This window comes from Ramlibacter henchirensis (assembly GCF_004682015.1).
In the GTDB taxonomy this organism is placed as follows: Bacteria; Pseudomonadota; Gammaproteobacteria; order Burkholderiales; family Burkholderiaceae_C; genus Ramlibacter; species Ramlibacter henchirensis.
In genome coordinates, this window is record NZ_SMLM01000001.1 from 2396823 (window position 1) to 2418269 (window position 21447).

Here is a 21447-nt window from a genome sequence, read left to right on the forward strand (position 1 = left end):
TCTCCCAGGGGGAGAGGGAGCAATACCGCTAAAGGCCGAGCACGGTGGCCGCGGCGGCGAGTGCCAGCAGTTCGATCAGCAACACGTGCAGGATGCCGATGCGGCCTTGCATCACCGCGCCCACCGCCCACAGCGCGGCGGCGAGCACCGCCAGCCAGACGGAACTGACCGACAGCGGCATGCCGTCCGCATGCCAGAGGAACGCCGCCACGCCGGCGAGCAGCGCGATGAACTGCAGCGCACCGAAAAGGGCGACCGCCTTCGTCATCGGCGGATGGAATCGTTCGACGCGCGCGATGTCGAACGGCGGCTTCGGGAACCGCGCCGCCACGTCGGGCGGCCGCCATCCCGGCGGCTTGAACCACACGCGCAGCTTGTCGGACCAGCGCTGCGCGTGCCAGCTGTCGCGCGCGAGCGCCCAGTACACCTCGGCGTTCGACCAGAGCGGGTCCCAGCTGTTGAGCGGGCTTCGCGTGCCGTAGACGCACTTCTTCTCCTCTTCCTGGAAGCTCCCGAACAGCCGGTCCCAGACCACGAGCACGCCGCCGTAGTTGCGATCGAGGTAGCGGTCGTTCACGGCGTGGTGCACGCGGTGGTTGGAAGGCGAGCAGAACCAGCGGTCGAACCAGCCCAGCCTGGGCACGTGCTCGGTGTGGACCCAGAACTGGTACAGCAGGTCGACCAGCGCCACGACGCCGAACACCAGCGGCGGTACGCCGGCGATGGCCATCGGCAGGTAGAAGATCCAGCCGAACAGGGCGTCGGTGGACGTCTGCCGCAGCGCGGTGGACAGGTTGTAGTCCTGGCTCTGGTGATGGACCACGTGCGCCGCCCAGAAGACGGCGCATTCGTGCCCCGCGCGGTGCAGCCAGTAGTAGCAGAAGTCGTAGAACAGCAGCGCGAGCAGCCAGCCGTACCACGACATCCAGAACGCTTCGTTGTGCCAGAGCGCGACCCAGCCGTAGACCGCGGTGTAGACGCCGAAGCGGAACAGGTTCGTGAAGACCGCCGTCAGCTGGCTGAGCATGCCCAGACCGATGCTGCTGATCGCGTCGTTCAGGCGGTAGGTGTTGCGGCCCTTCGCCCAGCCCCAGGCGAATTCCGCGGCGATGAGCGCCAGGAAGACCGGTGTGGCGAGGACGATGACCTGGGTGGGCGACATGGCCCTGCATTGTCCGGTTCGGACGGCAGGCGGGCGCTTCGGTGCAACCCGGATGGCGCGGCCTGACTCAGGTCAGCGCGCCGCGAGCATCCACGCGCAGGATGCGGTCGACCGTGCCGGTGCGCAGCCCGCCCTTCACGCCGACCAGGTGGTCGTGCAGGTTGACCGTGGGGTCGCAGTGGCCCGGGATGAGCCAGAGGATGCGGCCGATCTCCGGCACTCGACCCCCCGCGGCGGGGCGCAGGATGCCGTGCTCGTCGCCGCCGTTGCCGAACTCCAGCGGGTCGTCCCCGTCGACGCTGTGAACGGTGGGCAGGCCGGAGTCGATCGCATGGCTCTTGTGTCCCGCGTCGCACACGGCATGCCGGGCGCCCGCGCTGATCACCTGCGTCTTGACGAACAGCGCGTGCTCGAACTGCGGCTGCGCCGGGTCGCGCTCGTTGCGCGCATAGTCCGCGTCCATGAAAAGAAAGGAGCCGGCCTGCAGCTCGCCGTACACGCCGCTGGCGGCCTCGCACACCATCGTGCCGGTGCCTGCGCCGGTGATCAGGGCGACCTGGATGCCCTCGTCCTCGATCAGCTTGCGGGTAAGCGCCGCGTCGCGCGCCGCCTGCTCGATGGCGTCGCGCCGCTCCTGGGGCGACCGCAGGTGCTGCGCGCGCCCGTGATAGGCCTGCAGCCCGGCAAAGCGCAGGGCAGGGTGCTTGCGGATCTCGTGCACCAGCTCCAACGCAGCCCGGCCGGGTGGCACGCCGCAGCGGCCCTGGCCGACGTCGATCTCGACGAATACGTCGATGACGGCGGACCCGCCCGTGGCGCGGCGCGCATCGTCCATCGCCTGCGCCAGCCGGGCCACGCCTTCGCGGCTGTCCACTGCGATGGTGAGCCGGCCGCCCGCGTCGACGAGTCTGCAGGCCAGCTGCGCCACCCGCGCGAGCTTCTGCGGCGCGATCACCTCATTGCTGATGTAGATGTCGTTCACGCCGCCGGCGGCCATGGCCTCGGCCTCGGCCGTCTTCTGCACGCAGACGCCCACCGCGCCGGCCTCGAGCTGCAGCCGGGCGATCTCGGAGCACTTGTGCATCTTGGCGTGCGGCCGCCAGCGGATGCCGTGCTTCCGGGCGAACTCGGCCATGCGGCCGAGGTTGCGCTGCATGGCGTCGAGGTCGACGACCAGCGCGGGCGTGTCGATCGCGGCGACGGGCTGGCCGGCCAGCTGCGTCAGGTGTTCGTCAAGCGGAGGTTTCGTCGGCCGGGGCATTCGCTTCGTCGAGGTGCTGGGTGTCGGACCAGCCGACGAGGGTGAAGCCTTCCGGCGTCCACAGCAGGCGGTTGATGGCGCCGTTGGGCAGCTCCCACGTGCGCGGCGCGTTCACCTCCTGCCGCGTGGCGATGCGGTAGAGCGCGTCCAGCACGCCGCCATGCGCCACCACCACGATCTGCTCGCCCGGGTGCCTGGCCGCGAGCTCATGCAACGTGCGCAGCACCCGCTCGCGCAGTTCCAGCAGAGACTCGCCGCCTTCGGGTGGCTGCCAGTCCGGGATGCGCTTTCGCCAGTTCTGCGCGTGCTCGGGCCAGGTCTGGTGGATCTCGTCGAAGGTCTTGCCTTCGAACATGCCGAAGGAGCGCTCGCGCAGGCCCTCGTGCGGGATGACTTCCTTGCCGCTGACTTCCCCGATCGAGCGGGCGGTTTCGTGGGCTCGTTCCAGGTCGCTGGTGTAGACGGCGCTGATGGGCTCCGTCGCGAGCGCTTCGCCGACACGCCGCGCCTGCCAGCGGCCGGTGTCGTTCAGCGCGATGTCGGTCTGCCCCTGGATCCTCGCATCGACGTTCCAGGACGTTTCGCCGTGCCTGACGGCGATGATGCGAGTGGCTTCCATGCGGCGCATTCTAGGCAGGCGACCTCAGCCTGCCACGCCGCCGCAGTAGCCAAAAGTTAACGGGTGGGCGCGGCAGCGGGCGCCGCTGCGGGTGTTGGCGCGGGTTGCGCGGCCGCGGGCGCGGCGGCCTGCTTGGTTTCGCCGCCGATCTGGATGTTCACGCGGCGCACGCCCTGCGGCGGATTGGGAAAGCCCTGCAGGGCCGCATCGAACATCGCGGGCAGGACGACGCTGTTGTCGAGCCAGGGACCGTCGCTCGCGGCGCGGCTTTCGTACACGATCTGGTTGGTCGACTTGTCCCGCACGATCACGCCCACCTCGCGCTGGTACCACGGCTGCTCCGAGCGCGGCCAGAACGGCCCGCCCCAACCCATGCCCAGGCCGATATGCCGCCCACGGTGGAAGCCGGGCCCCCAGCCACCCCAGCCCCAGCCCCACGGATCGTACGGATCGGCCCAGGGGGACAGCACGCGCAGCACGCGGGCCGACACCTGAACGGCATAGCGCGGGGCGCCGTCGTCGCGGCGCAAGCCGGCCCGGAACAGTGCTGGATCCGCCAGCGCCTCGAGCTGGGTTTGCGCGGGCTGGTTGGCCTGCGAAGGCAGGCGCTCGAAGGTGTAGGTGGGATTGGTCGGCAGCTGCGGGATGCCGGAGAACGACTGCACGTTGTTCTCCAGCAGGTAACGGCCGGAACAGCCCGACAGCACGAGCGCGATCGCCGCCAACGCGGCGAGGGCGACGGAGCGCAGGAAGGAGCGCTTCATGTGGGGACCGGAGTCGACAGGTGGATCAGAGCTTGACGACCGACAGGCCCGGCAAGACCGGCGGCGTACCGAAGTCCTCCGCATCGAAAGCCTTGTCGCCGTCTTCGCTCGCCACGCCCGTGGCGGTCAGACCCCTGAAATCGTAGAGCGTTCCGTCCGCCAGGTGGGAAGGCACAACGTTCTGTAACGCGTTGGCCATGTTCTCCAGGCGGCCCGGGTGCTTCTTCGCCCATTCGCGCAGCATCGCGCCGACCTGCTTGCGCTGCAGGTTCTCCTGGCTGCCGCACAGGGTGCACGGGATGATCGGGAACTGCCGGTGTTCGGCCCAACGCACCAGGTCCTTTTCCGGCACGTAGGCGAGGGGGCGGATGACGACGTGCTTGCCGTCGTCGCTCACCAGCTTGGGCGGCATGCCCTTCAACTTGCCGCCGAAGAACATGTTCAGGAAGAACGTCTGCAGCATGTCGTCGCGGTGATGCCCCAGCGCAATCTTTGTGGCGCCCAGCTCATCGGCCACGCGGTACAGGATGCCGCGCCGCAGCCGCGAGCACAGGCTGCACATGGTCTTGCCCTCGGGGATCTTGTCCTTGACGATCGAATAGGTGTCCTGCTCCTCGATGTGGAACGGGATGCCCAGGGCCTTGAGGTAGTCGGGCAGCACATGCTCCGGGAAGCCGGGCTGCTTCTGGTCGAGGTTGACCGCCACGATGTCGAACGACACCGGCGCGCGCTGGCGCAGCTTGAGCAGGATGTCCAGAAGCGAGTAGCTGTCCTTGCCGCCGGACAGGCACACCATCACCTTGTCGCCCTCCCGGATCATCGAGTAGTCGCCGATGGCCTGGCCGACCAGGCGGCACAGGCGCTTTTCGAGCTTGTGCGCCTCGCGCTCGATCTTCAACGCGCGGGCGGGGGCGGGTTCGGCTTCGATCCAGACAGCGGACATGGTGCTTCGATTGTCTCAGACGAGGCCACAGCACGGCGGGCCCGGCTTGGGCGATAGTGGCGCCCGTGCCCACCGCTCCCACCCTTCCCGAGCGGCTCGACCGCCTGCCGTGGTCGCGCTGGCACTGGCGCGTGGTGATGGCGCTCGGCGTCGCGTGGATGCTCGATGGCCTCGAAGTCACGATCGTCGGCTCGGTGGGCAGCGTGCTGCAGCGGTCCGACACGCTGGGGCTGAGCACGGTGGAAGTCGGCTGGGCCGGATCGCTCTACGTCGGTGGCGCGGTGCTGGGCGCACTGGTGTTCGGCCGGCTGGCGGACCGGCTTGGCCGCAAGCGGCTGTTCCTCTGGACGCTGGCGATCTACATGGCCGCCACGGTGGCCACGGCTTTCAGCGGCGGCTTCGCTTCATTCGGCTTCTGGCGCTTCGTCACCGGTTTCGGGATCGGCGGGGAATACGCGGCCATCAACTCCGCCATCGACGAGCTGATCCCGGCCCGCGTTCGCGGCCGCGTCAGCCTCGCGATCAACGGCAGCTTCTGGATCGGCGCGGCGCTCGGTGCGCTGCTGAGCCTGGGGCTGCTGGATGCGCGCATCCTCGGTCCGCAATTGGGCTGGCGCGTTGGCTTCCTGCTCGGGGCGGTGCTGGCGCTCGCCATCCTGCTGGTGCGGCGCCACGTGCCCGAAAGCCCGCGCTGGCTGCTGACGCAGGGGCGCGTGCAGGAAGCCGAACGCATCGTCGCGGACATCGAAGCGGCCGCCGGGGTGCGGTCACCGGAACCGGCGCGTGAAGCATCCGTCGACCGGCCGCCTTCCGCACTTCCGACGCTGCGCCAGGTCGCGCAGGTGCTCGTGCGCCGCTATCCGCACCGCAGCGCCGTCGTCCTGGCGCTGATGGTGTCGCAGGCCTTCTTCTACAACGCCATCTTCTTCACCTACTCGCTGGTGCTCACGCGCTTCTACGGAGTCGACGAAGCGCGCGTCGGGCTGTTCATCGTCCCGTTCGCGGTGGGCAACGTGCTCGGCCCGCTGGTGCTCGGACCGCTGTTCGACCGGCTGGGGCGCCGCCGCATGATCACGGCGACCTATGCCCTGTCCGGCGTTGCGCTCGCGGCCACCGGCGTCGGGTTCCTGGTCGGCGCGCTCGATGCGACGACGCAGACGCTCGCCTGGTCGGCCGTGTTCTTCCTCGCTTCCGCCGCGGCCAGTTCCGCCTACCTCACGGTGAGCGAAGTGTTCCCGCTGGAGATGCGGGCGCTGGCGATCTCGCTCTTCTATGCCGTGGGCACCGGCATCGGCGGCTTCGCGGCGCCGGCGCTCTTCGGAATGCTGGTCGCGAGCGGCAGCCGGGTGAACGTGTTCGCGGGATATCTCTTCGGCGCAGTGCTGGTGCTGGTCGCCGCGGCGATCGCGTGGCGGCATGCGGTCGATGCGGAGCGAAAGCCGCTGGAGGAAGTGGCGCCGCCGCTGGGGCTCAGCCGGGACGCAGGGTGACGTGCACCGGCAGGCTCTCCAGGTCCTCGGCCCAGTGCAGCCGGCTTCGGCCGAAGGTGTGGTCCGTTGGCGGCACCGCCTCGGGTTCGTCCAGGCTGCAGATCGTCACGTCGATCTCGTCGGCGCCATCGAGCTGGTACGTCAACGGCGTGCCACATGCGCCGCAGAACGTGCGCGACGCCTTGCCGCTGGAGCGATAGCGCTGCGGCGTGCCCTGCACGAACCGGAACTCGCCCGCGCGAACGGTGAACCACGCGAGCATCGGCGCGCCGCTCACGCGGCGGCAGTCGGTGCAATGGCAGACAGTTGCGTGGTACGGCTGGCCGTTTGCTTCGTAGCGCACCTGGCCGCAGTGGCAGCCGCCGCTCAGGGCGAGTGTGGACTTCACCATTGGCCGGTCTCCACCCGTATGGCGACTTCGCAGTCGTCGAAGATTTCCAGCTTCACGATCATCACCCGCACGCCCAGCACGCCGGGCAGTTGCATCAGCCGGTGCGCCAGCTTGCCGATCAGGCTCTCCAGCAGGTTCACGTGCTCCGCGGTGCACTCGTCGATGATGATGCGGCGCACCTTGCGGTAGTCCAGCACGTGCAGGATGTCGTCGTCGCGCGGCAGCAGGGGCTGGGTGCCGAGGTTGAGTTCGGCATCGACCTGGATCGGTTGCGGCGCGCCCTTCTCGTGCTCCAGGATGCCCAGGTTGGCGTCAAAGCGCAGCCCGGTGAGGGTGAGGATCTGCGTGCCGGCGGCCTTGGCCATGTGGTCGTCCCCGGGCGCTTTCACATCAGCGAGAAGTCGCGGTCGAACTTCATCAGGTGCTGGCCGCCGTCCACCAGCAGCGTGGTGCCGGTGATGGAGCGGTTCTCCAGCGCGAAGCGCACCGCCCCGGCGACGTCTTCCGCGGTGGACGAGCGCCCGAGCGGCGACAGCCGGTGCAGCCGCTCGAACTTCTCCTGCGACAGCATGTGGCTGGTGAGCGTGAGCCCGGGCGCCACGCCCACGACGCGAAGCTCCGGCGCGAGCGCCTGCGCGAGCAGCGTCGTGGCCGCTTCGAGCGCAGCCTTCGACAGTGTGTAGCTGAAGAAATCCGGATTCGGGTTCCACAGTTTCTGGTCCAGCAGGTTCACGACCACGCCTTCGCCCGAACGCTCCTGCACATGGCGGTGCAGCGCCTGCGCCAGCACCACGGGCGCCGCCGTGTTGGCGAGCAGGTGCGATTGCAGCCGGGCGTAATCGAAGCTGTCTGCGCTGTCGTGCTCGAAGAGCGATGCGTTGTTGACCACGGCGTCGACGGGACCGAGCTGCGAGACCACCGCGGGCAGCAGTGCGCGCACTTCATCCTCGCGCGACAGGTCCGCGGCGAACGCCGCGAAGCGCGATCCCACGGCTCCTCGCGCTTCACAGTCCGCCACCGTCTGCTGCGCCTCCACCGCCGAGCGCCGGTAGTGCACCGCCACCTGCCAGCCCGCAGAGGCCAGCGCGAGCGCGATCTCGCGGCCCAGCCGGCGGCCGGCGCCGGTGACCAGGGCGGTGCGGGGGCGAGCGGTCGTGTTCACGGGAGGACAATCGTGGGGTGAATCCCCAAGCAGGCAGTGTAACGAGCGCCCTCGGCGCGCTGATCGCCCAGGCCATCTCCCGCGGGGGCGGATGGCTTCCGTTCGACCGCTTCATGGCGCTGGCGCTGTACGCGCCCGGCCTGGGCTACTACTCGAACGCCTCGCGCAAGTTCGGCGCGATGCCGTCGTCGGGCAGCGATTTCGTCACCGCGCCGGAGCTGACGCCGCTGTTCGGCCGGGCTCTTGCGCGGCAGCTGCAGCAGGCGCTCGAGGCTTCGGGCACCGATGACGTCTGGGAGTTCGGCGCCGGCTCCGGTGCGCTGGGGGAGCAACTGCTCGGCGCACTTGGTGATCGCGTGCGCGCCTACACCATCGTCGATCTCTCCGGCAGCCTTCGGGAGCGCCAGCGCAATCGGCTGGCCGGCTTCGGCGACAAGGTGCGCTGGGTCGACGAACTCCCGGAACAGATTCGCGGGGTGATCGTCGGCAACGAGGTGCTCGACGCGATGCCGGTGAAGCTGCTGCAGCGCCGCTCGGGCGCGTGGCACGAGCGCGGCGTTGTCGCGACCAACGGTGGCTTCCGGTTCGAGGACCGCGCGACGGATCTGCGGCCACCGGTCGAGATCGAGGGCACGCACGATTACCTCACCGAGATCCACCCGCAGGCCCGGGCCTTCATCCGCACGCTGGCGGACCGGCTCGAGGCCGGGGCCGCCTTCTTCCTCGACTACGGGTTTCCGGAGCGCGAGTACTGGCATGCGCAGCGCCACATGGGCACGCTGATGTGCCACCGCGGCCACCTGGCAGATCCCGATCCGCTGGCCGACGTGGGCGAGAAGGACATCACGGCCCACGTCGATTTCACCGGCATCGCGGTGGCCGCGCAGGAGTCCGGCTTGAACCTGCTGGGCTACACCAGCCAGGCGCATTTCCTCTTCAACTGCGGATTGCTGGAGCTGGCGGGCGGCGCATCGCCGCGCGAGAACGCGGCGATGCAGAAGCTGGTGAACGAACATGAGATGGGCGAGCTGTTCAAGGTCATCGGCTTTGCGAAGGGCGGTTACTGGGACGCGATCGGCTTCGCCCGCGGCGACCGCACGGACCGGCTCTGAGCCGCTCACGGCGCCCGTTGCTTCGACCTACACTGCCCGCATGATCCGCTGGTTCCTCGTCGTCTTCCTCGCCCTGATGCTGATCAGCTGGCTGACTCCGCTGCTGCAGCGCCTGGGCTTCGGCAAGCTGCCGGGCGACCTGCGCTTCAGGTTGTTCGGCCGCGAGTGGTTCGTGCCGCTCGCCTCCACCCTGCTGCTCAGCATGCTTGCCGCCGGCATCGCCCGGCTGATCTGAACCGCACCGCATGAAAGCCTGCATCGACATCGGCGGCACCAAGGTGGCCGTCAGCCTGAACGACGGCGCCGGCCTGGAGCTGATCGCGCGGCGGAGCGAGCCCACCGCGAAGACAGGAAACAACGACGCGCTGGCCGTCCAGTTGCTGCGGATGGTCGACGAGGCCTGTGCCGAGGCCGGCGTGCCGGCTGAGCACGTGCAATGCGCGGGCGTGTCCTCCTGCGGGCCGTTCGTGGTGGTGGGCGGGCGCATCGAACTGGCCGCGCCCAACATCTGCGGCGGCATCGCCGGCGGCGGGCGCGGGCTGCCGAACGACTGGATGACGGCGCTGCTCGAAGCACCGCTGGCGCAGCGCTTTCGCCAGCTGCGCATCGAGAACGACTGCGTGGCCGCGCTCGAAGCCGAGAGGCGCTGGGGCGCGCTGCAGGGCGTGGACGACTGCGCCTACGTCACGTGGAGCACCGGCATCGGCACCGGCCTGTGCGTCGACGGGCGCGTGCTGCGCGGCAAGAACGGCAACGCGGGGCATGCGGGTCACATGTTCGTGAGCGACAACGACCAGGCGCTGTGCGGCTGCGGGAACCTCGGCGACCTCGAAGCGCTGGTGGCGGGATCCTCGGTGGAGCAGCGCTTCGGCGCCGACTCCGCGACGCTGCTGCAGCGGGCGAAGGGCGGCGATGCCGCTGCGATCGCGATCGTCGACGACCTTTGCCGGGTGCTGGGGCGGGGCCTCTACAACCTGGTGGTCACGCTGGACCTGCGCCGCATCAGCCTGGGCGGCAGCGTGTTCTGGCACAACCGCGAGTACCTGCTGCCGCGCCTGCGGCCGCATGTGGCGGAGCACATGGAGCCGCTGACGGCGGGATGCGAACTGGTTCCGGCGGGTCTGGAGAACCGCGTGGGCGATTACGCCGCGCTGGCGCTGATCGCGTAGCGGGTTTGCTCCCTCTCCCTCTGGGAGAGGGTTGGGGTGAGGGCACGCACGGCGCCAAAACAGCATCGCTGCTATTCGAGCCCCGGAGCGCCCCCACCCTACCCTCCCCCAGAGGGGGAGGGAAAAGTCATCAGGTATCCCGCCACCGCCTCCACCCGCGCCTGGTGAATCAACTCCCCCACCCGCGGTCCCGCCACTCCCTGCGCATGCGCCGCCGCGGCAATGTCACTCGTGCTCACCTGCTGCGCCGCGCGCAGCGCACCCAGCAACCGCGCCTTCTGCGCGTACTCGCGCTCCTCCAGCCCGAGCCGCCCGCGCGCATCGCATTCGCACGCCAGCAGCACGTCCGCGAACCGCTGCGGCTTGCGGAACGCGTCGCAGCGCTCCAGCAGCCGCACCACGGCAGCCGCGCCGAACTCACTGCTGCGGTGGATGTTCCCGTGCTCGCGCGCGACCACGTCCGCGAGCTCGTTGCATTCGACCGGCACGCGCAGCCGCTGCGACACTTTCTTCAGCAAGCGCGCGCTGCGCTCCTCATGGCCGATGTGCTTGGGCAGCACCGACTCCGGCGTCGTGCCCTTGCCCAGGTCGTGCGTGAGGCAGGCGAAGCGCACCGGCAGGCCGGCCTGCAGACGCGCGCTCATGTCCAGCACCATCATCAGGTGCACGCCGGTGTCGACCTCCGGGTGGTACTCGACGCGCTGCGGCACGCCCCAGAGGCGATCGACCTCGGGCAGCAGCCGCTCGAGCGCGCCGCATTCGCGCAGCACTTCGAACATGCGCGAGGGCCGGTGCTCCATCAGCCCGCGCGAAAGCTCCTGCCACACCCGCTCGGGCACCAGCGCATCGGCTTCGCCGGCTTCCACCATCGCGCGCATCAGCTCCAGCGTCTCGGGCGCCACGCTGAAGTCGGCGAAGCGCGCAGCGAACCGCGCCAGCCGCAGGATGCGCACCGGGTCCTCGCGAAAGGCATCGGTGACGTGGCGCAGCACGCGCGCGCGCAGGTCCATCTGGCCGCCGAAGGGATCGATCAGCCGGCCGTGGCCGTCCTGCGCCATGGCGTTGATCGTGAGGTCGCGCCGCGCCAGGTCCTCTTCGAGCGTGACGCCCGGCTCGGCGTGAAAGGCGAACCCGTGGTAGCCGCGCCCGGTCTTGCGCTCGGTGCGCGCGAGCGCGTATTCCTCGCGCGTCTCGGGATGCAGGAACACCGGGAAGTCGCGGCCGACGGGCAGGTAGCCCGCCATGACCATCTCCTCCGGCGTGGCGCCGACGACGACCCAGTCGCGGTCGTTCACCGGCAGCCCCAGCAGCGCATCGCGGACCGCTCCACCCACCATGTACGTCTGCATGGCGGCAGTGTAAGCCGCACCTCTGCGGCGCGGACCCGGGCAACCGCTCGGTCAGGCTTGCGCGGAAGCGGGCGCCGTTATCGCGCCGTGCGGTAGGGCTCGTCGAACGGCACGAAGTCCTTCTCCGCCAGCGCGTCGTCGATCCAGGCCTTCACGCCCGGCAGGGCGCAGATGCGGCGGATGTAGTCGGTGATGGGGCCGGGCACGGGCAGCGCGTAGTTGCGCAGCCGCATGCACACCGGCGCGTAGAACGCATCGGCGATGCTGAACTCGCCGAACAGCATCGGCCCGCCGTGCTGCTGCAGCAACTCGCTCCACATGGCCACGATGCGCTGCACGTCGCCGCGCACGCCCGGCTGGTCGCGCCACACCAGCGCGCCGATCTGCGGCAGGCAGGCCTCGATGTTCATCGGGCAGTGGTTGCGCAGCGCGGAGAAGCCCGAGTGCATCTCGGCGCAGGCGCTGCGGGCCCGGGCGCGGGCCCGGGTCTCCTTCGGCCAGAGTTGCTTGTCCGCAAAGCGCTCCGCGAGGTACTCCGCGATGGCCAGCGAGTCCCACACGGCCAGGCCCTCGTCGACCAGCACCGGCACCTTCCCGGCCGGATTGATCTGCGCGATGGACTGCTTGAACTGCGACCCGGTGTCGAACGAGTCGAAGCGGACCTTCACCTCCTCGAACGGGATGCCCGACTGACGCATCAGCACCCACGGGCGCATCGACCAGGAGGAGTAGTTCTTGTTGCCGATGTAGAGCTTGAGCATGGCGGTCCCCGCAGTGGAAGTGGCAGCGATGCTAGCCGCGGGCCTGCGCGCGATTGATGCGCAATGGCCCGGGCATTGATGCGTCAGCGGCCGCCGTCGCGTTCGTCCGGCGTGACGATGCGCTGCTGCCGGTGGCGGTTGTCGAAGAAGCGACGCAGCGGCGCTTCCATCATCAGGATGCCCAGCGCGAGCAGGGTGCTGAGCACCGCGGTGGCGTCGCGGCCCAGCCCCGCGGCCATGCCGATGGCGGCGATCATCCAGAGGCTGGCCGAGGTGGTGAGGCCCTGCACCTGCTCCTCGTGGGCCGCCTTCAGGATGGCGCCGGCGCACAGGAAGCCGACGCCGGCCAGCAAGCCCTGGATCACGCGGCTGAGGTCTTCCAGCTCGATCCCGGCCTGCATCGGGATCAGCACGAAGAGGGCCGAGCCCAGCGCCACCAGCATGTGGGTGCGCAGGCCCGCCGCCTTGCCGGCCAGTTCACGCTCCAGCCCCACCAGCGCGCCGAGGAGGGCGGCGAGCAGCAGCCGCACGATCACGCGCGTGAGCTGCTCCAGGTCGGGGATGTCGGAAAACTCGGCGGCGATGGTCGCGGCGATCGTGTCCCAGGCGTTCATCGTGTCGTCAGGGCAACTCGCGGTTCGGCTCGGGCAGCGCGGCGTCGCGCGGGCCCACCATGCCCAGCCGGGACTTGAGCGATTGCGGCTGCCCGCTGAGCACCGCGGCGTAGATCGTGGTGTTGGCCAGCACCCTCTTGACGTAGTCGCGCGTCTCGCCGAACGGCACGTTCTCGGCCCAGGCCGCCGCTTCGATCACCGGCCCGTTGCGCCAGGCGCGCGGGCGGTTGGGGCCGGCGTTGTAGGCGGCGGCGGCCAGCGGCATCGAGCCGTTGAAGTCGTCCAGCACCAGCTTGAGGTAGCCGGTGCCGATGGCGATGTTGGTGTCGCGGTCGTTGAGCTGGTCGGTCGTGAAGCCGTTCAGGCCGATGCGCCGCGCGGTCCAGCGCGCCGTGGCCGGCATCACCTGCATCAGGCCGGAGGCGCCCACGTGCGAGCGCGCGTCCATGACGAAGCGGCTTTCCTGCCGGATCAGGCCGTAGACGTAGGCCGGGTCCAGGCCGATCTCCTGGCTGCGCCGCACCACCGTCTCGCGAAAGGGCATGGGAAAACGCTGCTCGATGTCGAACTCGCCGCGGGTGCGGTCGCTGGTGTTGATGCAGCGGTCCCAGACCTCGCGCTCGCAGGCCAGCGCCGCGGCGGCCAGCAGTTCCCGATCGCTCAGGCCGCCGGGCCGCGCGAGGCTGGTGCCGTAGTTCCACTCGCGCACGCCTTCGTTGCGCAGTCCGATGCCGATGGCGTACAGGCCGCGCGCGAGGCTGGGGTTGGCGCGCACCGCTTCCTTCTCTTCTGCCGTCAGCGGCGCGGGCCGCTGCGGGATCGTGATCGGCCGGCCCAGCTCTTCGAGCGCGAGCTGCTCATAGAAGCCGCGCGGCGACGCAATGCCTTCGAGCAGCTTGCGCGCCTCGGCTCGCTGCGACTCCTTGCCCGACGCGAGCAGGGCGCGCGCCTTCCAGTACTGCCACGTGGTCTCCTTGCGCAGGTCCTCGCCCATCGCGTCGATGGCGGACAGCAGCTCGTCCCACCGCGGCGTGCTGCCCGCGCGAAGCGCGGCGCGCGCCTTCCAGGCCAGCATGTCGTCGGAGAGGTCGCTGTCGCGGGCCACCCGGGCGTAGTAGCCCATCGCGTCGGGCGAGAGCCGCTGCGCGGCCTGCTTGCCCAGCACGCCCCAGACCCAGTTGCGCTCCTCCGGCGAGAGCTGCGGGCCCCACTTGCGGTCCAGCAGCTGGGCCGCGTTGTCGATGTCGCTGGTGGCCAGCTTGATAAGCGCCAGGGCGATCAGCTCCTTGCGCGAGCGCGAGGCCACGGTGACGCGGCTGGTGAGGAATTTCGTCGGGCTCGCGTTGATTTGCTTGAGCAGGGGCAGCGCATCCGGCGCAACCAGTTCGACTGCGGCCTCCACCGCGCGCGGCCGGTTCGCTTCCATGGCCAGGCGCGCCTTGCGCCAGGCGTCCGCCTCGCTGAGGCGATTGCGCCCCGCGCCCTCGGCCAGCAGGCGGCTCGCGGCCTGCGTGCAGGCCTCGCCGCTTTCGCGCGGCGAGAACCAGAGCCTGCGCACCTCGTCTTCCAGCCAGGCGGGGGCCGCGGGACCTTCGCGCAGGTGCTGGATCAGCAGCGCGTAGCAGCGCACCTGCGGGTCGTCGTTCATGCGAAAGCGCGGATGCTCCTCGGCGAACGTCCCCCAGTCGCGGCGCTGGCCCAGCAGCAGGAGCCAGTCGTTGCGCATGCGGTCTTCCTGGTACGTGCCGGCGTACCGCGTGAAGAACTCCTCCACCTCCTGCGGCGTGGCCGTGTCCAGCCGCGAGCTCAGCTCCCAGTACGCGCCCCAGGCTTCCAGCAGGTGGCCGCGCACCTGCGGCAACAGCTGGGCGAGGCGGGCCTTGTTGTTCTTCGCATATGCCTGGGCCATCTCGAGGATGGCCTGGTCGCCTGCGCCTTGCGCGTTCGCCGCCCCGGCGAGCGCGACGATGATCGATGTCAGAATCGCCCGTAACTTCATCAAGGGATTATGAGCACGCCGGACGACAAAAAAGCCCTGCGCCGGCGCCTCGTCGAGGATCGGCTGAATCTCCCGGACCGCCTTCAGCGCGCCGACCAGTTGCAGCGCGTGATGCGGATCTGGCTGGTGGGCCGGTCCGACACCGTGATCGGCGCCTACTGGCCGATCAAGGGCGAGTTCGATCCCTTGCCCGCGCTGCACCGCTGGAAGGAGGACGGCGAACTCCTCGACGAGCCGCAGCTGCGAAGAATCGGCTTGCCCGTCGTCGACAAGCTGCACAAGACGCTCAAATTTCACGCGTGGTTCCCCGGCTGCCCGATGGAGGAGGACGCCTACGGCATCCCCAAGCCCAAGGACACCGAGGTGATCGTGCCCACGCTGCTGTTCGTGCCCTGCGTGGGCTACGGGCCGGGCGGATACCGGCTCGGTTACGGCGGCGGTTTCTACGACCGCACGCTCGCCAAGCTGCAGCCCAGGCCGTACACCGTGGGATTGGGTTACACGAACGCTTACGTGGACGACCTGGAGCCGGAGCCGCACGACGTGCCGCTCGATGCCATCCTGAATGACAACGGGGTGGTCTGGCCCGTCAGGGGTTGAGGTCTTGCCCCCTCTCTGGGAGAGGGCTGGGGTGAGGGCACGCACCGCGGGATTTGAATCGCTGCTTGCGTGGCCTCGGCCCTCGCGGCACGCGGTGCCTGTCAATCGATGTTGTCGACCGTGTCCGGATCGGGCACTTCGCCCGTGGCCTGCCGGGTGACGCGGCTCTGTGCCATCACCCAGTCACAGAACGCATTGATCTCCGGCCGGCCACCGCTGCGCGGCCCCAGGATCAGCCAGTAGGCCATCGGCGAATCCATGCGCAGCTTTGGCAGCGGCTCGATCAGTTCGCCGTTGGCCAAGGCTTCGGCCACCATCGGCAGGCGCGCCAGCACCACGCCCTGGCCGGTGAGCGCGGCCTGCACCATCTGGTAGGCGTAGTTGAAGTACAGCCACCGCTTGGGCTGCAGCCGGGAGAGCTGCTGCTCGTCGAACCAGCGGCGCCACGTCAGCCACTCCAGGTGCGTGCGCTGCGCATCGCCGGCTTCGATCAGCGCGAACTGCGCCAGGTCCGCGGGCTTCTTCACCGGCGTACCGCTCTTGAGCAGCCACGGGCTGGCGACCGGCGTGAGCTGCTCGCCGAACAGGCGGATCGCCTTGGGTGGCATGTTTGCCACGGGCCCATAACGCAGCGCGAGGTCGACGTCCGCCAGCTCCAGGTCGAGCGATGAGTCGGTCGCATCGATGCGGATGTCCATCTCCGGGTTGTCGCGCTGGAACTGCTCCAGCCGCGGGATCAGCCACATCGACGCGAACGAGGCGAAGGTGGTGACCGAGACGCTCTTGCGCCCGGCGGTCTGCCGGATCTGCCGCACGGCCGAATCGATTCGCGGCAGCGCCTGCGACACGGCCAGCAGCAGTTGCGTGCCCGCGCTGGTGAGCTCCACCGCGCGCGTGTGCCGCAGGAACAGCGCGGCTCCGACTTCTTCCTCCAGCGCCTGGATCTGCCGGCTGACGGCCGACTGCGTCAGCGCCATCTCCTCCGAGGCGGCGCGGAAATTGAGGTGGCGCGCGACGGCCTCGAAGGCGCGCAGGTGCCCGGCGGAGATCGGGCGGGTGCGCAGGTGGGTCTGGGAATGGAGCATGTTTCGGACGGCCGGGCACGAACCGGGATTGATGCGGGATGCGAATGAATAGCCTAGCCGGATTTCATTGGACCGCCAACCCCGCGCGCTCGATGATCCATTCACCCAAGACGCCCCCAGGAGAACGCCATGACCTCTCTCGCGCTGATGCAATCGCAACAATCCGCCCTCCGCCTGCCCGGCACCTGGCGGCTCGAGCCGGCACGCGCCGTCACGCTGCGCCCGCGGGAGGACGGGGTCCTGCGCGTCGCCCACGGGTGCGTGTGGATCACGTTCGACGGCCCGCACGGAGGACCGCCCGACGACCAGGGCGACTTCTTCCTGGGCGCGGGCGAGAAGATGCCGGTGCGGGCGGGCCGGCGCATTGTGCTGGAGTCCAGCGACCGCGGTGCGCCCGCGTGGTTCAGCTGGGACTTTTCGCCGCAAGTCCAACCGGTGCGCGCTTCGCGCCTGCAGGCCGTGTCGCAGTCCTGGTCGGAAGTGCAGATCGCTGCCGTGCTGGGCGTTCGAGCGGTCTGGCAACTGGGCGCCGCCATCGTGGCGCTCGCCGCCGGCGCGCTGCTGGCCCGTCCGCAACGCAACCAGTGCCCCGCCGTGTGATCCGGGGGTCGCCTCGGTAATCGCGGCGACCCATGATCTCCACCCACGTCGTCGTGATGGGCGTGGCCGGCTGCGGCAAGAGCGCGGTGGGCGCGCGACTGGCGCAGGCGCTTGGCCTCCCGCTGGTCGAGGGCGACAGCTTCCATCCCGCCGCCAACATCGAGAAGATGAGCCGGGGCCTGCCGCTGGACGACAGCGACCGCGCCGGATGGCTCGACACGCTCGGGCGGGAGCTGGCGAGCCGGCCGCACGGCGCGGTGCTCACCTGCTCGGCGCTCAAGCGCGCTTACCGCGAACGCTTGCGAGCCGCCGCACCGGGCCTGCGCTTCGTGCACCTGGCGCTCACGCCGCAGCAGGCGCTGGAGCGTGTCGCTTCCCGCAAAGACCACTTCTATCCGCCCAGCCTGGTCGACAGCCAGTTCGCCGCGCTGCAGGACCCGGCGGGCGAGCCGGGTGTCGTCGTCGTGGATGCGTCTCTGCCGCTGGACGAAGTGGTCGCCGCCGCGCTCCGCGACCTCGCGGCTTAGCCCAGCGTTTCACAATCCGTAATGCATTACGGTAAGTAGAATCCCGGTTCGCGCCGCAACGGCGCCAGGAGAGTTTCCGTGAGCAAAGCCTTCGCGAGCCAGGCCGACCTGGCCGACAAGAAGATCACCTTCGAACAGCTGTCCCCGCACTGCTGGGCGTACACCGCCGAGGGCGACCCGAACTCGGGCGTGATCATCGGCGAGAAGTTCATCATGGTCAGCGACGCGACCGCGACGCCTGCAATGGCGCGCGACCTGATCGCCCGCATCCGCACCGTGAGCGACAAGCCGATCAAGTACGTGCTGCTGACGCATTACCACGCCGTGCGCGTGCTGGGCGCCAGCGCGTACTTCGCCGAGGGCGCGACCGAGATCATCGCCAGCCAGGGCACGCTGGACCTGATCGTCGAGCGCGGCAAGGAAGACATGCAGTCGGAGATGGACCGCTTCCCGCGCCTGTTCCGCAATGCAGAGTCGGTGCCGGGCCTGACCTGGCCCACGATGGTCATCGGCGGCGGCGATCCGACGAAGGGCGAGGTGCCGGGCAAGCTCATGGTCGACCTGGGCGGCGTCAAGGTGCAGATCTGGCATCCCGGCCCGGGCCACACGCGCGGCGACACCATCGCCTGGGTCGAGCAGGAGAAGGTGCTGTTCTCCGGCGACCTGGTCGAGTACGAGGCCGGCGTCTACACCGGCGACGCGCACCTGGAGGAATGGCCGGCCACGCTCGAAGCCCTGCGCGCGCTGAACGCCGAAGCCCTGGTGCCCGGTCGTGGCGAGGCCATGAAGGGCAACGCCCAGGTGAACAAGGCGCTCGACTACACCAAGCGCTGGGTGCAGACGCTGTTCGCCGCGGCCAAGGAAGCGGCGGCCGCCAACATGGACCTCAAGGCGGCGATGGAACACACGCGCAAGAGCATGGACCCGGTGTTCGGCCACGTGTTCATCTACGAGCACTGCCTCCCCTTCGACGTGAGCCGCGCGTACGACGAGGCGCGCGGCATCAAGAACCCGCGCATCTGGACTGCAGAGCGGGACAAGGAGATGTGGGCGGCGCTGCAGGACTGATCGCAGCGCGCTTCAAGCTGAGGCAGGCGGCGACTGTCGGCGGCGGCCGACGGAGATCACGCGCCGTGGGCTGACGCTCCGGCGCTGTCGTGCTTCCTAAGCTGGCTCCTTCGGGCCAGTCCTTACAGGAGTCGACGATGACCTCGCGCAATACCACCCAGCAGCAGCAACCAGCCGGCGACCGCCTCGCGCAGCAGCAGCAGATGGCCGGCTCCAACGAGTTCCAGAAGCAGGGACAGCAAGGCCAGCCCGGGCAGCAGCAGGGCGGCGACAAGCCGCAGCAGGTGGGCGAAGGCAGCTACGAAGGCGCGCGCGAGTACAAGGAGCGCACCGAGCGCTTCGTGAAGAACGCCGACGTGGAGGCCGAGGCCGAGAAGGCCAAGCCGCGCTCGGAGCAGGAAGAGCGCGAGATGAAGCAGGCGGAGGAAGAGGGCAAGTCGCACTCGAAGGGCGAGGCCTGAAGTCCGTTCCCGCGTCCCCGTTACGCGTCATCCCCGCGGAGGCGGGGATCCCTGCTTGTTTTCGCCGCTGATGCTTGCCACCCGCGAGCCGCCGCCGGCGGAAGCCGTCACGTCTTTGGCAAACTGCGCGCCGATTCGTGCCGCCGCAGTGACTCTCATCCTGTGACGCTTCTCTGAGCCTCTTTCCAATGCCGGGGTCATCAACCCTGGAGGAAAGAGATGAGGACTCTGAGAATGAAAGCGGTCGCCGCGCTGATGGCGGCGACTTTGAGTGCATGTGGCGGTGGGGGTGGGGGCGGTGATCCGATCGCCGGGCCGCCTCCGCCGCCCGCACCATCGCCGACGCCTGCACCATCCCCGACACCCGTACCTAGTCCCGCGCCCGCGCAATCACCGCCGGTTCACACGCTGAGTAGCAGCGGGAGCGGCGTCGTCACAAGCGGCACGCTGACGTTCAGCAGCAGCAACGGCAACCTGATCACGGTCGCGGACACGGACAGTCCTATGCTGACCACCGATTTGTCGGTGACGGCCGGCACGCTGCGGATGGGCAGCAGCACTGGGGTCAGCGGTGACAACTCGGCCAGCGTGAGAATCGAGGGGACCGTCGAGCAGATCAACGCTGCGCTGAACGGGATGGTCTATGCCGCGCCCAGCAGCCCGCAGGGCGTCACGCTGCAGATCCGGACGCAGGACGCCAGCACGCCGGAGCCGCTGTTGGACAGCGACGAGTTCACGATTGCCGTAGTGCCCGCCGCCCCGCCGGCCCCGGTGTCTTCCCCGCCGGTCCATACGCTGGCCAGCGGCGGCGCGACCATCGTCACGGGCGGCTCGCTCACCTTCAGGGACGGCACCGGGATTACCGTCAGCGATCCCGACAGCACTACAGTCGCCACCTTCGTGCACGTGAACTCCGGCAAGGTGCTGATGGCCAGCGGCAGCGGTGCCACGATCACGGGCAACAACTCAGGCTTCGTCCTGGTCAATGGCACCCTTGCGCAAGTCAACGCCGCCCTGGACGGGATGGTCTACAACGCGCCCACGACCGCCCAGACTGTGGTGCTCCAGATCGAGAGCATCGACGGCGGCGGTTTGAGCGACCGCGACAGCTTCACTATCACGGTCAGGACCGGCGAATTCCAGACGAATCAGGCGGCGTCGATCGCCTGGGGACAGCCAAACTTCACGACAAGGGACACTGGCGATCCCGATGAATACAACCTGAGATCTCCTCAAGGTCCATTGGCGATCGCTGGTCAGCTAGCCTATGTCCCGGACACGTTCCAGCATCGCGTCTTGGGCTTTTACAGCGGTGCCGCGACGGGGTTCGCCGCGAGCATCGTGATAGGGCAGATCGATTTGAGGCACGATGACTTAACCGCCTCCCACCAAACCAATCCCTATCCCAGCAGTGTTGCCATCGCAGGCGGTCGCATGGCGGTGGTGCAGCACTTCCCAAGCCGCGTGAGCCTCTGGCATTCCATCCCGACCCTGAGCACGCATTACGCAACGGCTGTGCTGGGCCAAGCCGAATGGGATGACTCTCGCCTGAGGTGCGGCGCGTCAGGTCTAAATCAGCCCTTGGGTGTCGCCCTTTCTTCGAACGGCAGCATGGTCGTCGTGGCGGACACGCACAACAACCGGGTCAACATCTACAACTTCCCGCAGTCGGGCGCATTCGAGCCCCCTTTACAGACGGTTCTCGGCCAAGCATCGCCATCTCAATGCGATCCGAACCGAAACACAGGACCGAGTGAGTTCACATTGAACAGGCCCACAGGAGTTTGGACGGACGGGGCGAGGCTCGTGGTTGCGGATACGCAGAACAACCGTGTTCTGATCTGGGACACGATCCCGCAGCCCGGAGCCTCTGATGCGGCGAGAGGTGCCGACCGGGTGCTGGGCCAGCACGACTTCGAGTCAGTGCAACCCAATCGAGGGTTGGATGCGCCCACGAGGTTCGCGCTTCACGGACCCAAGTCCGTGGCATCGGACGGGACGCGACTCGCAGTGGCCGACACCGGCAACAACCGTGTTCTGATCTGGCTGAATTTCGCCTCGCGTTCAAGTGGCGCGGGGGCCGACATCGTTCTGGGGCAGGAGGATTTCGTCGCAAACGATCAAAACGGCGGAGGCGCTCCGACCGACAGGACGCTTGCCGAGCCGGAGGGCGTGCACTTCCACGAAGGCAAGCTGTACGTAACGGATAGGAATAACCACCGCATCCTCATCTTCGAGCAACAGTAAGTCCGCACGAACAGTCCTTGAGGCGTCCTGTAGGACGCCTTTTTTCTTTCTGGAAGCACTGGA

General features: G+C 68.9%; 22 protein-coding genes and 1 pseudogene. 10 read left to right on the forward strand and 13 right to left on the reverse strand.

Features of this window, described 5'->3' with window-relative positions; translation table 11 throughout:
• Nucleotides 1–31 precede the first annotated feature (31 nt).
• From EZ313_RS11825 to ttcA, 5 genes and pseudogenes are all read right to left on the reverse strand, one after another.
• Nucleotides 32–1162, reverse strand: a pseudogene (locus EZ313_RS11825) (sterol desaturase family protein); the annotation flags it as partial.
• Nucleotides 1163–1229: 67 nt separating this feature from the next.
• Entirely contained in the window at nucleotides 1230–2423 is a 1194-nt protein-coding gene (locus EZ313_RS11830; protein WP_135263338.1) for a DSD1 family PLP-dependent enzyme, read from the reverse strand.
• Entirely contained in the window at nucleotides 2395–3042 is a 648-nt protein-coding gene (locus tag EZ313_RS11835) for a histidine phosphatase family protein (protein ID WP_135263339.1), read from the reverse strand. The genes EZ313_RS11830 and EZ313_RS11835 overlap by 29 nt, the downstream gene beginning before the upstream one ends.
• 56 nt (nucleotides 3043–3098) lie before the next feature.
• Nucleotides 3099–3806: a DUF4136 domain-containing protein gene (locus EZ313_RS11840; RefSeq protein ID WP_135263340.1), complete on the reverse strand. Its 708-nt coding sequence runs from the start codon at nucleotides 3804–3806 to the stop codon at nucleotides 3099–3101.
• Between the two features lie 25 nt (nucleotides 3807–3831).
• Entirely contained in the window at nucleotides 3832–4749 is a 918-nt protein-coding gene (gene ttcA, locus EZ313_RS11845; RefSeq protein ID WP_135263341.1) for a tRNA 2-thiocytidine(32) synthetase TtcA, read from the reverse strand.
• Between the two features lie 65 nt (nucleotides 4750–4814).
• Between ttcA and EZ313_RS11850 the strand changes: the two genes are divergently transcribed.
• Nucleotides 4815–6239 (forward strand): MFS transporter, encoded by a 1425-nt coding sequence (locus EZ313_RS11850; RefSeq protein WP_240788594.1) that lies wholly within the window; start codon nucleotides 4815–4817, stop codon nucleotides 6237–6239.
• Here EZ313_RS11850 and EZ313_RS11855 read toward each other — a convergent pair.
• From EZ313_RS11855 to EZ313_RS11865, 3 genes are read right to left on the reverse strand one after another with little or no spacing between them, the layout of a single operon-like run.
• On the reverse strand, nucleotides 6220–6630 hold the full coding sequence (locus EZ313_RS11855; protein ID WP_135263342.1) for a GFA family protein: 411 nt from the start codon (nucleotides 6628–6630) through the stop codon (nucleotides 6220–6222). The genes EZ313_RS11850 and EZ313_RS11855 overlap by 20 nt on opposite strands.
• Nucleotides 6624–6995, reverse strand: coding sequence for a dihydroneopterin aldolase (locus tag EZ313_RS11860; protein WP_135263343.1), 372 nt, complete (start codon nucleotides 6993–6995; stop codon nucleotides 6624–6626). The genes EZ313_RS11855 and EZ313_RS11860 overlap by 7 nt, the downstream gene beginning before the upstream one ends.
• A gap of 20 nt (nucleotides 6996–7015) precedes the next feature.
• Entirely contained in the window at nucleotides 7016–7792 is a 777-nt protein-coding gene (locus tag EZ313_RS11865) for an SDR family oxidoreductase (protein ID WP_135263344.1), read from the reverse strand.
• Between the two features lie 17 nt (nucleotides 7793–7809).
• On the opposite strand from EZ313_RS11865, the gene EZ313_RS11870 reads away from it, so the two are divergent.
• Genes EZ313_RS11870 through EZ313_RS11880 form a run of 3 tightly spaced genes read left to right on the forward strand, consistent with a single transcriptional unit; the run spans nucleotide 7810 to nucleotide 10073 of the window.
• Complete coding sequence (locus tag EZ313_RS11870) at nucleotides 7810–8904, forward strand: class I SAM-dependent methyltransferase (protein WP_420849291.1); 1095 nt, start codon at nucleotides 7810–7812, stop codon at nucleotides 8902–8904.
• A gap of 40 nt (nucleotides 8905–8944) precedes the next feature.
• On the forward strand, nucleotides 8945–9139 hold the full coding sequence (locus EZ313_RS11875) for a DUF2905 domain-containing protein (protein ID WP_135263345.1): 195 nt from the start codon (nucleotides 8945–8947) through the stop codon (nucleotides 9137–9139).
• Between the two features lie 10 nt (nucleotides 9140–9149).
• Nucleotides 9150–10073 carry an ROK family protein gene (locus EZ313_RS11880; protein ID WP_135263346.1) on the forward strand — a complete coding sequence of 308 codons (924 nt, stop codon included), beginning with the start codon at nucleotides 9150–9152 and terminating at the stop codon, nucleotides 10071–10073.
• Nucleotides 10074–10171: 98 nt separating this feature from the next.
• On the opposite strand, the gene EZ313_RS11885 is transcribed toward EZ313_RS11880, so the two are convergent.
• The 4 genes from EZ313_RS11885 to EZ313_RS11900 all read right to left on the reverse strand — a co-directional run bounded on the left by EZ313_RS11885 (nucleotide 10172) and on the right by EZ313_RS11900 (nucleotide 14796).
• A complete protein-coding gene (locus tag EZ313_RS11885) occupies nucleotides 10172–11422 on the reverse strand; it encodes a multifunctional CCA addition/repair protein (protein ID WP_135263347.1) in 1251 nt (416 codons plus the stop codon).
• A 77-nt stretch (nucleotides 11423–11499) separates the two neighbouring features.
• Nucleotides 11500–12183: a glutathione S-transferase family protein gene (locus EZ313_RS11890; protein ID WP_135263348.1), complete on the reverse strand. Its 684-nt coding sequence runs from the start codon at nucleotides 12181–12183 to the stop codon at nucleotides 11500–11502.
• A gap of 83 nt (nucleotides 12184–12266) precedes the next feature.
• Nucleotides 12267–12797 (reverse strand): MgtC/SapB family protein, encoded by a 531-nt coding sequence (locus tag EZ313_RS11895; RefSeq protein ID WP_135263349.1) that lies wholly within the window; start codon nucleotides 12795–12797, stop codon nucleotides 12267–12269.
• Nucleotides 12798–12804: 7 nt separating this feature from the next.
• Entirely contained in the window at nucleotides 12805–14796 is a 1992-nt protein-coding gene (locus tag EZ313_RS11900) for a lytic transglycosylase domain-containing protein (RefSeq protein ID WP_135263350.1), read from the reverse strand.
• A 9-nt stretch (nucleotides 14797–14805) separates the two neighbouring features.
• Between EZ313_RS11900 and EZ313_RS11905 the strand changes: the two genes are divergently transcribed.
• Nucleotides 14806–15396, forward strand: a complete 591-nt coding sequence (locus EZ313_RS11905; RefSeq protein ID WP_135263351.1) for a 5-formyltetrahydrofolate cyclo-ligase — start codon at nucleotides 14806–14808, stop codon at nucleotides 15394–15396.
• 101 nt (nucleotides 15397–15497) lie between these two features.
• Here EZ313_RS11905 and EZ313_RS11910 read toward each other — a convergent pair whose 3' ends face one another.
• The gene (locus EZ313_RS11910; protein ID WP_135263352.1) at nucleotides 15498–16481 is read right to left on the reverse strand and encodes a LysR substrate-binding domain-containing protein; all 984 of its coding nucleotides are present in this window, start codon (nucleotides 16479–16481) and stop codon (nucleotides 15498–15500) included.
• A 129-nt stretch (nucleotides 16482–16610) separates the two neighbouring features.
• Here EZ313_RS11910 and EZ313_RS11915 point away from each other — a divergent pair, with 129 nt between their 5' ends.
• The 5 genes from EZ313_RS11915 to EZ313_RS11935 all read left to right on the forward strand — a co-directional run bounded on the left by EZ313_RS11915 (nucleotide 16611) and on the right by EZ313_RS11935 (nucleotide 21384).
• Complete coding sequence (locus tag EZ313_RS11915) at nucleotides 16611–17081, forward strand: DUF2917 domain-containing protein (RefSeq protein ID WP_135263353.1); 471 nt, start codon at nucleotides 16611–16613, stop codon at nucleotides 17079–17081.
• 32 nt (nucleotides 17082–17113) lie between these two features.
• Entirely contained in the window at nucleotides 17114–17608 is a 495-nt protein-coding gene (locus tag EZ313_RS11920; RefSeq protein ID WP_205960362.1) for a gluconokinase, read from the forward strand.
• 78 nt (nucleotides 17609–17686) lie between these two features.
• Nucleotides 17687–18676: an MBL fold metallo-hydrolase gene (locus EZ313_RS11925; protein WP_135263354.1), complete on the forward strand. Its 990-nt coding sequence runs from the start codon at nucleotides 17687–17689 to the stop codon at nucleotides 18674–18676.
• Between the two features lie 137 nt (nucleotides 18677–18813).
• On the forward strand, nucleotides 18814–19137 hold the full coding sequence (locus EZ313_RS11930; protein ID WP_135263355.1) for a hypothetical protein: 324 nt from the start codon (nucleotides 18814–18816) through the stop codon (nucleotides 19135–19137).
• A 504-nt stretch (nucleotides 19138–19641) separates the two neighbouring features.
• Nucleotides 19642–21384, forward strand: a complete 1743-nt coding sequence (locus EZ313_RS11935; protein WP_135263356.1) for an NHL repeat-containing protein — start codon at nucleotides 19642–19644, stop codon at nucleotides 21382–21384.
• Nucleotides 21385–21447 lie beyond the last annotated feature (63 nt).